Origin of the sequence: Algoriphagus yeomjeoni (genome assembly GCF_003259505.1) — a bacterium.
Classification (GTDB): Bacteria; Bacteroidota; Bacteroidia; order Cytophagales; family Cyclobacteriaceae; genus Algoriphagus; species Algoriphagus yeomjeoni.
In genome coordinates, this window is sequence record NZ_QLLK01000012.1 from 90,695 (window position 1) to 106,012 (window position 15,318).

A 15,318-nucleotide genomic window follows, 5' to 3' on the forward strand; every position below is an offset into this window, starting at 1 on the left:
ATCAAGGGTGATTATGTCTACTTTATCAAAAAATGAAGTATGCCAAGGGACTAAAATAAACCTGAAAATCGTCAGGCATAAAATTCAGTCTTTTAATCGCTTAATTCAAATGCCGAGATCGTATCTCAGGAATTTAAATTCGACTCCTGAGATACTCTAGTAAATGTAGAATTCAAAATTTAAGGCAAAAGATTAAATCCTCCTTTGGCAAGAATCACCGTATTTGCATCAAATGAAGCATTTGGTAATAGCTCAATCATACTATCGCTGGTCAAGCCAGTTTGTACCGGAATTTTCTCCAATCTAAATCCAGCTTCGGTTTTCTCACGCTGTACCAATACAAAGTTTTCTCCTTCTGAGGCTACCACAGCAGTCACTGGAACTACCCATGCTTCCTTCGGGTCCATGATCATCTTCGCCTCTACAAACATCCCCGTCACTAGCTTCGCTTCATCTTCCTCGTTGACCAAATCAGCATGTACGTTAATCTGACGCTCATTATTAATAGACTGACCCACCACAAGTACCTCAGCATCTAGGCTCGTATTCGAGAGATCAGGAATGGTAACCTTTACTTTTTGCCCCTTATGAATATTGGCCGCATCCTTCTCAAAAACCACCAACTCTATATGCATGTGTGCTGTATTGATCAGGGTAATTGCCTTGCCTGCTACGTCCAAGAAGGACCCTTGAACTAAGTGAATTGCATCCACAAACCCATTAATCGGAGAATACACAGGTACTTTGGATCGAATATTTTCTGGCTTTAATTGATCTGTATTGATGTTGATCATCGCCAGTTGACGCTTCAAACTTTCAGCCTTTGCTTTAGTAGATTGAAAGTCAGCTTCTGCTTTAAGGTAGTTTTTCTGCGAAGAAATCTTTTCTCCATACAGCGTTTTTTGGCGTTCATATTCTGATTCCAAATAACTTAATTGGCTATTTGCTTCCAGAAAATCTTGCTGCAAACGGATAAAATCTGGATTCTCCAGATAGAAAAGAACTTGCCCTTTTTTCACAGCTTCTCCTTCCAACAACTCCAATCCACTGACATATCCACCGAAATAAGCTGAAATTTCCTGTATGCCTTCAACCGGGACTTTTACCATGCCCTGCACAGAAATCCCTTCCGAAAACTCCTCGAGTTTCGGGCTTCCCCAAGACATTTTCATAGTCTCAAATTGCCTTTCTGAAACCGTAATAAAAGGGCCCGAAGTTGTCCCAACTTCCACTTCTACCCCCTCAGATTCGGAAGAACCAGATCCTGAGCATTGAAAGAAAAACAAGCTGCTCGCCAAAAGAGAAGCGGAAAAGAATGATTTTATGGTGTAGTTCTTCATCAGTTCAGAAGGTAGTTGATTTCCAAAATTGTTTGTTGATATGCAAATTTGCTCTGCAAGTAGTTTAGGGTGATCGTCCTGGAGTTCTCCATTAACTGGACATACTGGAGAAAATCAATTTCTCCCTCTTGGTAAGATCTCTGTGCTTGTTCCAGAATCTGAAGCGAGAGTGTTTTGCCCTCCTCTTCGTAATAAGTAATCACTCGAATATTCTGATCCAGTTGTCTCTGTAATTGCTGAGCGCGATTTTCCAGCTGGTTTCTATAGTGCTCTGCTTCCAATTGAATTTTTTGCTGCTGAAATTCACTGCTTTGAACGTTCGCTTTTTGAGCTCCATAAAATAGAGGGATAGACAATCCTGCGTGAAATCCTGGGTAAACTTTAGCATTTGCGCCTGGGTTTGTTCCGCGGAAGACATCCATCGTGATATCAGGAAGAAACTTTCGCTTTTCACTCTGAATCTGATAGCCAGATTGGCTCACCGCGCTTTGATAGTATTCCACGCCAGGATGAGTTGACCAATCTTGCATTAAGGAGGTATCGAGTTTAATTTCTTCCTCTGCAAGCTGCAAATCACCCTCCCAATTCAACACTAATTTCAGGTAATCCAGCGCCATCAGATAATTCTCATTCGCCTCGCTTTTCTTTAGCCCGATCTCTTGCCGCTTTCCGTCCGCAGTTAACTTCTCCAGATAGTTGCTTTCACCTGTTTCAAATTTTCTTGTGGCTGCGCGTGAAAATTCAGCATACAGAGAATCTAGATAGTTGTAATTTTCTATCAAGTCTTCCCAATACTTTACGGCTATAAACCCTTTACTGATTTCACCTTTCAGTTTTCTTTTCTGAAGTTCTAATTGACTGAGCTGCATCTCGGCTCCAGCTTCTAAAGCATTTTTCTGAGCCCCATAAAGTGTAGGAAAAGCCAGAGTTTGACTAATTCCCCACTTCCTGTTGAAAATTCCGTTTTCGGCGATGTCATTTCTATCTTCCGAATAATAAACATTAGTCTTATCAAGATTCCAGCCCAGACCTATCTTAGCATTTGCCATCTCTAATGATTTGCCTTCAGCCTGAAGGTTGAGATTTCGCTCCATGCCTATCTCCACTGCCTGCTCAAGTGTTAATGGGGTTTGCTGCCCATTTGCGGTGAAAGAAATTAATGAAATGAGCACTAAGGAAGTCAAGACTTTCTTGGAAGCTTTGGAAGCTCCGCCAGTTTTAGTTTTGAATAAAACGTACAAAACTGGAAGTACTATTAACGTGAGGAAAGTGGCAGAAATCAATCCTCCAACAACCACTGTCGCTAGTGGACGCTGAACTTCTGCCCCTGCTGAATTAGAAATTGCCATTGGCAAAAAGCCCAGTGCGGCCGCTGAAGCGGTAAGCAATACCGGTCTTAGACGCTCTTTGGCACCCCTAATCACCAAGTCTTTGATATTGATATAATGTGATTCCATGGATTTGAAATGCTCGATTAGTACGATTCCATTCAATACTGCGATACCAAATAGTGCTATGAATCCCACGCCAGCAGAAATACTGAATGGCATATCTCTCGCCCAAAGGAGAAGCACTCCACCAATCGCAGAAAGGGGGATTGCTGAGTAAATCATCAGTGCATCTTTGGTGGAAGAGAAAGCAAAATAGAGTAAAATGAAAATCAGGAAAAGTGCAACTGGAACGGCGATCATAAGTCTATTTCTGGCTTTTTGAAGGTTTTCAAATTGCCCACCATAATCGACCAAGTACCCTTCCGGCAATTCAATTTGATTTGCTACAATAGCCTGAATATCATCCACCACCGACTGCAGGTCTCTGTTACGCACATTCACTCCAATCACTACTCTTCGCTGGGTATTATCCCTTGAAATTTTCGCCGGTCCCTTGGTATAGCTGATTGTTGCAAGTTCTGAAAGCGGCACCGAACCCCCATTTGGAAGCTGAATGGAAGCTTGTTCCAAATTTTTGATGTCCTTACGAAAAGGCTCCGCAAACCTCACCACAAGGTCAAATTGCTTTTCGCCTTCGAAAACTGTGCCTGCTGTCATCCCTGCAAACCCCATAGAAACTACCTCATTCAGGTCAGAAATATTCAATCCGAACTTGGCAATTTTGCCTCGGTTGTATTCTATTTTCATTTGAGGCAAGCCATCCACTTTTTCCAAAATAATATCTGCAGCACCTTCTACACCCTGTATTGCAGCTTCAATTTCCTCTGCTGTAGCCAGTAGCACATCCAAATCCTCACCAAAGACTTTGATAGCCAAGTCAGCCCGAACTCCAGTAATCAGCTCATTAAAACGCATCTCTATCGGCTGAGTAAATTCAAATTCCATCCCCGGGATAATAGAAAGAGCTTCTTTGAATTTCTCTGCCAACTCATCCTTGGTTTCCACAGTGGTCCATTCAGAGCGAGGTTTCAACGTCACGATCACGTCGCTTTCCTCCATCGACATAGGATCTGTAGGAATCTCAGCTGCGCCTATTCTTGTAACAATCTGGTTTACTTCAGGAAATTCCTTTAAGATTTTTTCAATTTCAGTGATCGTTTCCACCGTATTTGTCAGTGTTGTTCCTGTCTTCAAAAAAGGCTGAATAACAAAATCCCCTTCGTCCAGCGTAGGCACAAACTCGGAACCCATCGTACTGAATATCATAATTGTGCCCACTAAAAGTCCAAAAGCTGCAATCAATACCACCTTAGCATGGTCCAGAGCCCAGGTAATCGCAGGATCATAAACTTTGGTAAGAGCGTTAATAATTCGAGTAGAAATATTCTTAGGACCTGGAGGTGTAGTCTTTAAGAAAAGAGCTGAAACAACCGGCAAATACGTCAGTCCCAAAATCATAGCCCCGACCAAAGCGAAGGAAAACACTTCAGCCATGGGACGGAACATCTTTCCTTCCACACCAGAAAGTGACAAAATCGGAATAAATACGATGATGATGATGATCTGTCCAAAAATTGCAGAGTGCATCATTTTAGAAGCTCCCTTAAAGGATATTTCATCTTTAGCCTCTTGCTTTTTGGCTTGAGAAAGACCAGCCAACTGATGATCTGCCCGGGTGAATTGGTAGGCAATGTATTCTACGATAATCACTGCCCCATCAATAATAATCCCAAAGTCAATCGCTCCCAGACTCATCAGGTTGGCATCCACACCGAAGAGATACATCATCGATAATGCAAAAAGTAATGCCAGCGGAATAACCGAAGCAACCACTAACCCGGACCTAAAATTGCCAAGTAGTAAAACGACAACGAATACTACAATCAAACAACCTAAAATCAGGTTTTCTGCAATCGTAAAAGTCGTTCTACCTATAAGTTCAGAGCGATCTAGAAATCCGTTTATCACCACACCTTCAGGAAGAGAATTCTTCATTTCTTCAAGGCGATCTTTCACCCGATCTATGGTCCCTTTAGAATCAGCACCTTTCAGCATCATCACCTGACCAAGTACTTTTTCTCCTTCTCCGTTTGCCGTGATGGCACCAAATCTATTGGCATGCCCAAAGCCCACCTCAGCTATATCACGAATATAAATTGGAGCATCATTTCTTACCTCAACTACTATATTTCCAATGTCTTCTAAGCTGGTAACCAACCCTTCTCCACGAATAAAAAAGCTCTCATTGGTTTTTTCAATATAGCCGCCCCCAGCTATGGAATTGTTTTTTTCCATCGCATGAAACACATCAGCGATGTCGATTTGCATGCCTTTCAATCGCTCAGGATTGATGGCAACTTCGTATTGTTTTAGAAACCCTCCCCAGGTATTTACTTCAACTACCCCTTCGATTCCGGAAAGCTGACGACGTACTACCCAATCCTGAATAGTCCGAAGATCAGTTGTGGTATACTCATTTTCGTAGCCAGGCTCTACATCGATCACATATTGAAAGATCTCTCCAAGACCCGTGGAGATTGGCCCCATCATCGGCGTTCCAAAACCTGCAGGAATGCTTTTTTCAGCCATTTTGATCCGCTCTGCGATCAACTGCCTCGGAAGATAGGTCCCCATTTTATCTTCAAAAACAATGGTGACTACCGAAAGTCCGAACTTAGAAACGGAGCGGATTTCGACTATTCCAGGCAGATTTGCCATCTCCAGTTCCACTGGGTAGGTCAGGTATTTTTCTACATCTTCAGTTGCGAGGTTTCTAGAGGTGGTGATCACCTGTACCTGATTTGTGGTAATATCTGGCACTGCTCCTATGGGGAGATTACTTAGAGAAAAAACTCCAAAACCTATCCAAGCTGCTATAAAAATGAATATGATGAGCTTATGCCCTATACTCCATTGAATGATTCTATCTAACATGTGGGAGGTAATAATTGAATCACAAAAATGGACTATTAGCTGCTCAAAGCCCTAAAAACTCTCTTAAGATTGCCTTAAATCTAGCTCTTAAAAAATCAATCGAAAGGAGCTTCCTTTACCTTTTTCACTTTCCACTTCGACCTGAATATCGGATTCTAGTGCGAGTTTTCTCACTATAGCAAGGCCCAATCCTGTACCTTGGACAGTTGTCCCTGTTTCATCAAGCTCCCTATAAAATGGATCAAAAATCTTAGCCAAAGATTCACTCGCCATTCCTTTTCCCTCATCTTTTACTAAAATAAATGGAGCACCTTCATGACTACCTACTTGCATCAAAATTTTAGTGGATGGAGCTGAGTATTTGATCGCGTTTTGAAGGAGGTTGTTCAGAATCATCTGAAGAGATTTCTCATTCACCAATCTGAAAATGGGCTTGGATAGATTAGTCTCAACCAGGATTTCTCTTCCAGATTCCTTGGCAGACTGCTCCGCAATATTTTGTGTAAACGAAATCAACTCAACTTCATCTCGTACCATTTTCCCCTTTCCAACTCTAGCTAGCGAAAGCAATTGATCGATCATTTCTGACATGCGGTCTATACTTCCTAAAGTCATTTTTATTTTTTCTACGTATTCTTCAGAACTTCTCGGCTTTCGAATCAGCACTTCTAAGGTGCCCCGCATCACTGACAAAGGAGTTCTCAACTCATGTGAAGCATCAGAGGTGAATTGCTTCTCGCGAGTCATTGCCTGCTCCAATCTTGCCAGCAATTCATTAATGGATCGGGTAAGCTGAGCAATCTCATCATTCGGCTCGGCCACAGGAATTCGCTCATTTAAATTGCTCTGTGAAATAAGATTGGTCTTCTGAATGATTTTCTGAATGGGCTGAATACTTTTTCCTGCCAGAAATCTCATTGAAAGAAACAAGGAAATAAGTATCCCTGGATAAAGTAAGAGTAATATATTTCTAAGATTTGTGAGCAATTCCCGGGCATCCTCAAAGGACTTCGCCACCAACATATAGCCTTCAAGTCTCCCAGAATGTCTTAGTGGGATTTGCATCTGACGAACTTCCCTGCCACCAGTTTTCAATGTCAGGGTCTCATTCATCTCACCTCTATCTAAAGAAAAACTCAGGTGATTTTCACCTAAATTTGGTGACTTATCCATAGAGTTTCCTTGCATGTCTACTATCTCAATGAAAATCGGATTAAGCTGTATCTGACTATGCTCCATCTCCTGCCATTCGTCTTTGTGCGCAAAACGAATCTCACCTTCTACCAAAAAAATCTGCCCCACATGCTTATCCGTCTCTAGTTTTAACTCCCGATCAATATTTTGAATTACAGTATAATCCACCACCAAATAAATAATCGCAAAGACCACCAATACGATCATGGCTGTAACCAAGGTTAACCTACTTGCTATGCGTTCTTTGTATGAAATGTTCATAATTCTTTGGCTATGTAGCCGACACCACGAACCGTATGGATGTAGTCTTCATTGGTACTGAAATGAAGTTTTTTTCGAAGTGAATTCATGAAAACATCAATCACACCCGTATTGTAATCAAAGTGTATATCCCATACCTCTTCGATAATCTGGGTGCGACGACAAACTTGATTTTTGTTTTTCATTAGGTATTCCAGCAAAGCAAACTCCTTTTGCGTCAGCTGGACTTCCTCCTCTTCAAGAAAAACTTGATGCCTGTTTGTATAAAGAGAAATGGGGCCAAGGGTATATTTCTCTTCTGTATTAACCTTCGACCTTAATTGCACCCGAATTCGCTCCAGTAATTCTTCGAAATGAAAGGGTTTTTTGATGTAATCATTGGCCCCAGACTGCAAACCTGTGATGGTCTCATCTACAGTATCTTTTGCAGTAAGAAAAATAACTGGTGTATCAGCAAATTGCTTTCGAAATTCCCTGCAAACCTCCACACCACTTTTTAGCGGCAACATCCAATCTAATAATAGGAGATCGTATTCACCACTCAAAGCAAGGTGAAGTCCTTTTTCTCCGTTTTCAGCAACATTCACCGCATAGGATTCCTCTTCCAGCCCTTGTTTCAAAAAGCTGGAAATTCCTGGTTCATCTTCTACGATTAGAATTCGCATGTTAATTTTTTTAAGCCACGAAGTGCACGAAAGTTCGCAAAGGTCGTCGCTAAGCAGAATAGCTTGAAGGGAAATTGATGTGGTTTCTTTTCCTTCCAATCTACTTTGTAATTGTTTTTGCTTCGCAAAAGTTAGCAAATCAAATCAAGGTCGGTAAATCTGAAGCTTAAGATTCTCTTAAATTGTTATGGGAAATGACAAAAGTCCCGTTAGGGACAAAATTACCGTCCTGGTTTGTATCTCAAAATCACTAAAAGAATTCTGGTCTGTAAGGATTCATACTAAAACGACAAGGTATATGACCGAGCCCAGCTTCTGGAGAAGCAGGACAGCCAACTAGAGTTGCGCCCACTGCGTCACCCTCTGTGAACTCTGAAGTTAAATAAAAAGACCCTCCGAAATCAGGGGGTCTTCTAAGCATTATGCCATTTCAGCGACTCTTGATTGAGCAGGCTTTTTCTTGGATGGTTTTTTCTTTCGCTTATTCCACCAGATCAACGTACCTGTAATCGGCAAAGAGGTGGCGATCAAGCAGGCCACAAACCAAAGGAACTTCGAAAATTGACCAAAGATATCACCTACATGTAGTGACTTAACCGATCTACCCACTTGCTGACGCCAAGGTAAATCTGAAAACAAATTAGCCTCCATTATTGATAAATCTGCAGCTGATAGCTTCAATTGATCTGAACCTGATCTGGCAAAAAAACCAGTTTTATATTTACTAACACTGATCGGATCTGAGGGATTGGAAGGAAGAGACACTCTGATATTTCCCTCATAAGGAAGCTCAGCATTAGTTTTTGCAAAAATATCCTCGAGCGAAAGAACTGCAGGAATACTTTCTGCTGCTTCTATTACTTCAGCAGTTGGTTCAGACTTTGGCTTTTCAGCATTTTCACCTCTTGGAGCAGGCTCTTGATAGATATCCCAGGTCTTTTGCCAGCCTTCTCTATACCAAGTGTAAGACCAAAAAGGCCCGGTTGCCGCCATTATAAATAAGGCAATCAATGAATAAAATGCCAGCGTATTATGCAAATCGTGATTTACTCGTTTCCAATTACCAGACCATTTTACTTTTAAGCCCTGCTTCCAGCTTTTTACCTTGTTAGGAACCCAGATTACTATTCCGGTAATCACACCAAGAAGAAATAGTAAGGTCGCCACCCCGTTAATAAATCTACCCAAGTCACGGTTACCCATGCTTTCCAAAATCGGCTCCTCAATTCTATCCAGCAACAACCATCTGTGAAGGCTGAACATATACCCCATGAATTCAGTGGTTGCAGTTTTATCTGAACTATTTCCCAAAATCTCAGCCGTATAGGGGTTCACATAAAAAGTACTTCCTCTGCCCTCTTCACCTTCCTTTTTTAAGGTAAACTGCACACTTCGATCTGTATCCTCATTCCACATCAATCCCACTACTTTCGATTCAGAGCTTTTTTCAACCTCGCTTTTCAATTCATCTGCTGATAGTCTAGTACCAGATTCCTCCACGAAGTATAATTCTGAATCCATAAACTCCCGGATTTCTGTATTGTACACGTAAATAGTACCACTAAGACATACTGCAATCACCACCAGTCCAGAAATCAATCCAGCATACAGGTGTATTTGGTCAAAAACATTTCGGATACTTTTCCAGGCAGTGGTTTTATTAGGCTGCATAAATGGTGTGTTCTAAGGAATTGAGTATTGATTCAGTTGGCAAAATTAAAAAAGTATTTAATTATTTAGATTTAATCTAAGGAAAAATTAAAATTCTTTTTTAATCAGACAGTTACAAGGAGCAGTGGGAAGAAAAGAATTCATACCTGATTGAAATCAACTTTGTAATTCAAAAATGAAGCGGATTTCGTATTTCGTTGATTTAGAGGAAATTGAAAAATTGAAGACATGGAATAAAAGTGACAGGCCCCGTATTAAACCATTTTTTACATTTTTATCAAAATAAACTATGAATTATATTCCTTTTATACCCACTTATTGATAATTTGGCATAGTTTATTAGCTTTAATTGAACATTTACAACCTAGTTTTATTATTTATTCAATTTAATGAAGTCAGTTACCAACTGAGGCGCCCCATGTCAGAAAAAGAAATAATCGAACTCCAATTAGTTGAAAGAATCAAAAAAGATGACGAATCAGCATTTATTGAAGTATATCATCTTTTCTGGGAAAGACTTTTCAATTTTGGATACAAAAAGCTGAGCAAAAAAGAAATTGTTGAAGGAATAGTTCAAGAGGTGTTTATTGATTTCTGGTCAAAAAGAGGGAAACTGGAAATCCACACTTCTCTCTCATCTTATTTATTCACAGCTGTCAATTATCGGATCATTAACCAATACAAATCGCAAAGCATACGGGACAAATATTCTGAAAAAGAAAAATCTAAAGGGGAACAAACCAGCTTATCAGTTGAAGAAAAGGTTCTCTACAACGATTTAAAATCGAACATCAAAAAGGTTGTAGGCGGATTTCCTCCTCAACGTCAAAAAGTCTATAAGCTCCGGTTCAATAAGGGATTAAGCTACATTGAAATCGCCCAAAATCTGGAAATATCGGTAAGTACGGTTGAGAAACATCTAATGCGGGCATTAAAGGACATTAGGATAAGTCTGAGAGAACTCACCTTATCATCATGTATCATCTTCGGCATAGACCACTTTTTAAACTATTGACAGCAGTCTATTTCTAGTAGCATTCTACCTAAAGAAGAACTCAATAACCTTTCATATAGTAGCATTTTCTTTGTAAATCGCTCAAAACACTTATTTGCAAAAAATCCAGATCCAGGGTAATTTCTATCAGTTTATTACCACATAAAATTCATTTTTAAAAAAAGTTGGTTTTATTTCCACCTTCAATGGAGGATAATCACGTGATAGTTGACTTATATGGTATAAGACAAAATTGATGACAGAAGAAAGTTCCAATTTATTTCAAGAAGAACACTTTGAGGCAGGGGAGATTCACGAATCGAACTACCTAGACCAACTAGATGAGGAGGAGTTAAAGGCCTTGAGAAAAAAAATCTTAGTAGGAATAAAGACAGGGATTAAAAGAAATGAGGAAAAAGCTAAAAGAAAAGCGAGAACAATTTACTACTCAAAGATTGCAGCATCATTTCTACTACTTATTGCCACAAGCTTTGGATTATGGCATTCAGTAAAACAAGAACTGGTACTTTATAAAACAGGGTCAAACGAGACTTTGAAAATCAACTTACCTGATGGCTCCACCGCTTTGCTAAATTCCAATTCTTCCTTAGCCTATAGCTACACTAGGATAAATGGTTTTGAAAGAAAAGTAGATTTAACCGGAGAGGCATATTTTGATATTGCAAAAAATGACGACATCAAAAGGTTTGTGATCAATGAAGGAGAAGTAATGGAAGTGGAGGTCTACGGTACTGAATTTAATTTTAAAAACCAGCACCCAGTTCACAAACTGACCCTAATAGAAGGAAGTGTAAAATTGGGGTATCAGGGAGAAAAAGGTGAGACAAATCGAATGGTAGTGCCAGGAGAGACGATAAAACTGAACTTAGAAAAGAATCATATTGAAACCAAAAAAGTCCCTGATCCACTAAGGCTTCTCGCTTGGCAGGATCGCAAGCTTCGCATGCAAAACGAAAGCCTGGAAGATATCCTAGGAGTGGTGACAGAATTATATGATTTGGAACTAATAGATCAAAAAATACCACCAACCAACCAACTTATTTCAGGAAGCTTACCTCTAACCGATAATCCCAATGAAGTGATCAATAATATCGAAGTACTTTTCAATACAAAGATCAACCTTGACAAAAATTTAATCAGAATACAATAGAGTACCGCTTTCCTTTCGGCCGGATCGTAAGCAAACCATTTACAATAGAAATTTTAGTTCGAGCAAACAGCTTTGGATAATCCTGAAGCTGGATAATTACACTAGTGATACCTAGGTTTTAACCAAACTCAGGTAATTGAATGATTAGCAATTAGCCCAAAATAAACGCGAGTAATCATTCTAACCACTAACCTATTAATCTATGCTCATCAAATTTACCCGTTATCTATTGGTTGCCGGGGTAACAGGAGTGCTGGCACTCCCAATCTCTGCAAAAGGCCAAAATCTCACACAATTTGCCAAAGGTCCAACTTCTAATGTGAAGTCGGTAAACAAAAATCTAGAATCAACTCTTAAAGAACTTGAGGATCTTTATGCTATTTCCATAGCCTACCCTTCTTCTTTAGTAGATCCTGAAACAAAAATTCCTGCTGCTATTAACTCCAAACTAACTGCAGAGGAAAACTTACAACGTATTCTTAAAGGAAGTCAGATCAATTACAGAAAAGGTGCAGGAGACTTTTATATGCTGGAACCTTCTCAGACCACAGCACCCACAACACCAACAGAACCTGCAAACAATTTTAGCTACCAAATAGCCACCAGGACTGTTGAGAATATAGAAAGAACCATTGAAGGTATTGTACTAGATGATGATCAAGTCCCAATTCCAGGGGCTAGTATTCTCATTAAAGGAACAATGAACGGCACTGTCACTGATATTGACGGGAAATTCTCACTCACTCTTAATGACGAAACTGAGAACCCCATTCTTATGGTCTCCTTCATTGGATTCACCACGCAGGAAATAACGGTGGGATCTACATCAACTTTCACCATCGAATTAGCATCTTCTGATCTGGCACTCAATGAGGTGGTAGTGACAGCTTTTGGACTTGAAAGAGATAAAAAAGCCTTAGGCTATTCCACCCAAAGTGTAGATGGTAGTGCTCTCACAGAATCACGTCCTTCTAACGTAGCAAACAGCCTCTCAGGTAGAGTCGCCGGTGTACAAGTAACAGGCAATTCTATGCCAGGAAGTGGCGCTCATGTAGTCATTAGAGGTTCATCTTCTGTAGCTGGCAATAACCAACCACTAGTGGTAGTGGATGGAGTACCGCTAGAGCAAACTTCCAGCAGGCAATACGGAAACGGGCTTTCTGAAATCAGTCCTGACAACATCAAGGAAATGACTATTCTAAAAGGCGCCACAGCTGCCGCATTGTACGGCTCACGTGCTGCAAACGGTGTCATCATGGTAACTACTAAAAATGGCTCAGGGACCAAAGGAATTGGCATTGAGTTCAATAGCAATATGACTATGGACAATCCATTAGTTAAACCAAATTTCCAGAATACGTATGGCGGAGGTTCTGGTTATAGAACTTGGTACGTAGATGGAAGAAACGGTTTTGATGCAGATGGGATTAGAGGAACGGCGGGTGTAGATGAAAGCTGGGGAGCACCGATGGATGGTAGTTTAGTTCCTCTATGGTATTCAGCTCCAGAGCGTGTGCCATTGCTTCCACAACCAAACAACTGGGAAGATTTTTGGGAGACCGGACAAAGCGTAACCAATACAATTGCCCTTTCGGGAGGAAATGAACAAGGCAGCTTTCGGCTTGCTATAGGTAGACTGGATCAGACAAGTATAATGGCTGACAATGACTACTATAGAAACAACTTCAAGCTGAACACTTCCTACAAGTTTGTCCCTAAACTTCAAATGAGTGTAAATGCAGAATACATAAAATCAGGATCAGACAACAGAGGTTTTACAGGTAGCCAGGACTTTATCTGGGCTCACAGACATACTGATTACACCAAGCTGAAAAATTGGGAAGAGTACTATGAAATCCAAAGACAAACCTTCCGACCAGGAGATAACTATCCATACGCAAACTGGCAGCACGAATACTTTTCAAATCCCTTTTTCAACCAAAAGTATCTACCAAACTCCAACGAGAAAGACCGCTTAGTAGGTAGCATCGCACTTAATTATGACATAAATGAGAATTTCAGCATCATGGCAAGATCAGGAACTGATTATTGGTCAGATACCCGCATCAACATCAACAGCGCTGAAAGCTTCAAAAACAATGTCAAAAGGTTTGGATCTTACACTGAAGCAGTTCTGAACAGTCAGGAAACCAATAGTGATGTAATCTTGACTTTCGACAAGGATTTGTCTCCAAGGCTTTCCTTAAAAATCCAAGCTGGAGCAAATAATAGAGTAAATAACTACAAAAGCACTTCGGTGAATGTAGGACAGCTGACAATAGATGGGCTTTACAACTTAGGTAACTACGCAAGCCCTGTCACCCCTTCAAGTACCATCAGAAAACAAGTAGTGAATAGTGTATTCGGGTCTGCACAATTCGGATACAACAATTACCTCTTCCTAGATGTAACAGGTAGAAATGACTGGTCTAGTACTTTACCGACCAACAACAATTCATTCTTCTATCCATCTGTAGCATTGAGTGCTGTTCTAACTGACATTTTCAATGTTCAGTCAGACTTTCTATCCTTTGCTAAAATAAGAGGGAGTATAGCACAAGTTGGTAACGACGCAGATCCCTATTTGCTAAATCAAGTTTATTCTTCAGAAGGTCTTTGGGCAGGTACTACCCCTACCTATGCTGAGTCCAATGAAATAGCCAATAGAACATTAAAACCTGAAATAACCACCGGGAAAGAGGTAGGCTTAGATTTGAGGTTTTTTGAAGGACGAGCCGGTATTGATTTCACCTATTACCACCAGTCGACTGTCAATCAAATCTTAGCAGTTTCTATCTCCACAGCTTCAGGTTATTCCAGCCAAATTCTTAATGCTGGTGAGATCACAAACCAAGGGATTGAACTGACAATTAACGCCACTCCTATAAGTACTGCATCTGGATTTAGCTGGTACACGGCTTTCAATTTTGCAAGAAACAGGAATAAGGTGGTTGAACTAGCCGAAGGTTTGGAGAACTACATTTTAGCAACTCAAAACTCATTGACTTCAGAAGCAAGGGTTGGACAGCCATATGGTTCTCTTTATGGAAGAAGATATGAGCGTAGTCCTGAAGGAGAAATCATCTATAATAATGGCCTGCCAGTTTTGGCAAGCGGGACTCATATTTTGGGTAACATTCAGCCTGACTGGATAGGCGGATGGAGCAACTCATTTTCATATAAAGGATTAGAGATCAACACATTGATTGACGTGAAAATGGGCGGAGATATTTTCGATGTAGGAACTGGTCTTGCCAGAAAAACAGGACAATATACTGAAACAGCTATCGGTCGAGAAGAAGGTGTTATAGGTCAAGGTGTAAAAAATATAGGCACTTCAGAAGAACCTGTTTATGTGCCAAATGATGTCATAGCAAGCACTGGAACATTCTGGAATTCTCAGAATCCGAGAACCTACCATGAATCAGGAATTTTTGACGGGACTTATGTAAAACTTCGTGAACTGTCTGTGGGATATGTATTCCCTAAAAACTTCCTGGGCAATAAGTTCATACAAACTATGAAGCTATCATTTGTGGGAAGAAATCTGGCGATGCTTTACAAGAACCATCCCCACATGGATCCAGAAGTTGATGACAAAGGCGGAAACGGACAAGGGTTCTCATATGGAGAAATGCCTTCTACCCGCAATTTGGGATTCAATCTTCACGTGACATTCTGATCTAATCTCCTACCT

At 40.4% G+C, this 15,318-nt stretch carries 8 protein-coding genes; 3 read left to right on the plus strand and 5 right to left on the minus strand.

Features of this window, described 5'->3' with window-relative positions; translation table 11 throughout:
* Positions 1–179: 179 nt before the first annotated feature.
* The 5 genes from LV83_RS17715 to LV83_RS17735 form a co-directional block, all read right to left on the minus strand.
* The gene (locus LV83_RS17715) at positions 180–1,340 is read right to left on the minus strand and encodes an efflux RND transporter periplasmic adaptor subunit (RefSeq protein ID WP_111612899.1); all 1,161 of its coding nucleotides are present in this window, start codon (positions 1,338–1,340) and stop codon (positions 180–182) included.
* Positions 1,340–5,665 carry a CusA/CzcA family heavy metal efflux RND transporter gene (locus LV83_RS17720; protein ID WP_111612900.1) on the minus strand — a complete coding sequence of 1,442 codons (4,326 nt, stop codon included), beginning with the start codon at positions 5,663–5,665 and terminating at the stop codon, positions 1,340–1,342. Before LV83_RS17720 ends, LV83_RS17715 begins: the two co-directional genes overlap by 1 nt.
* Positions 5,666–5,752: 87 nt before the next feature.
* Positions 5,753–7,120 carry a sensor histidine kinase gene (locus LV83_RS17725; RefSeq protein ID WP_170124581.1) on the minus strand — a complete coding sequence of 456 codons (1,368 nt, stop codon included), beginning with the start codon at positions 7,118–7,120 and terminating at the stop codon, positions 5,753–5,755.
* Positions 7,117–7,785, minus strand: coding sequence for a response regulator transcription factor (locus tag LV83_RS17730; RefSeq protein ID WP_111612902.1), 669 nt, complete (start codon positions 7,783–7,785; stop codon positions 7,117–7,119). The genes LV83_RS17725 and LV83_RS17730 overlap by 4 nt, the downstream gene beginning before the upstream one ends.
* 420 nt (positions 7,786–8,205) lie before the next feature.
* On the minus strand, positions 8,206–9,456 hold the full coding sequence (locus LV83_RS17735; protein WP_111612903.1) for a PepSY-associated TM helix domain-containing protein: 1,251 nt from the start codon (positions 9,454–9,456) through the stop codon (positions 8,206–8,208).
* A gap of 418 nt (positions 9,457–9,874) precedes the next feature.
* Here LV83_RS17735 and LV83_RS17740 point away from each other — a divergent pair, with 418 nt between their 5' ends.
* The 3 genes from LV83_RS17740 to LV83_RS17750 all read left to right on the plus strand — a co-directional run bounded on the left by LV83_RS17740 (position 9,875) and on the right by LV83_RS17750 (position 15,303).
* Positions 9,875–10,471, plus strand: a complete 597-nt coding sequence (locus LV83_RS17740; protein WP_111612904.1) for an RNA polymerase sigma factor — start codon at positions 9,875–9,877, stop codon at positions 10,469–10,471.
* A 235-nt stretch (positions 10,472–10,706) separates the two neighbouring features.
* On the plus strand, positions 10,707–11,621 hold the full coding sequence (locus LV83_RS17745; protein WP_111612905.1) for a FecR family protein: 915 nt from the start codon (positions 10,707–10,709) through the stop codon (positions 11,619–11,621).
* Between the two features lie 202 nt (positions 11,622–11,823).
* Positions 11,824–15,303 carry a SusC/RagA family TonB-linked outer membrane protein gene (locus tag LV83_RS17750; protein ID WP_111612906.1) on the plus strand — a complete coding sequence of 1,160 codons (3,480 nt, stop codon included), beginning with the start codon at positions 11,824–11,826 and terminating at the stop codon, positions 15,301–15,303.
* Positions 15,304–15,318 lie beyond the last annotated feature (15 nt).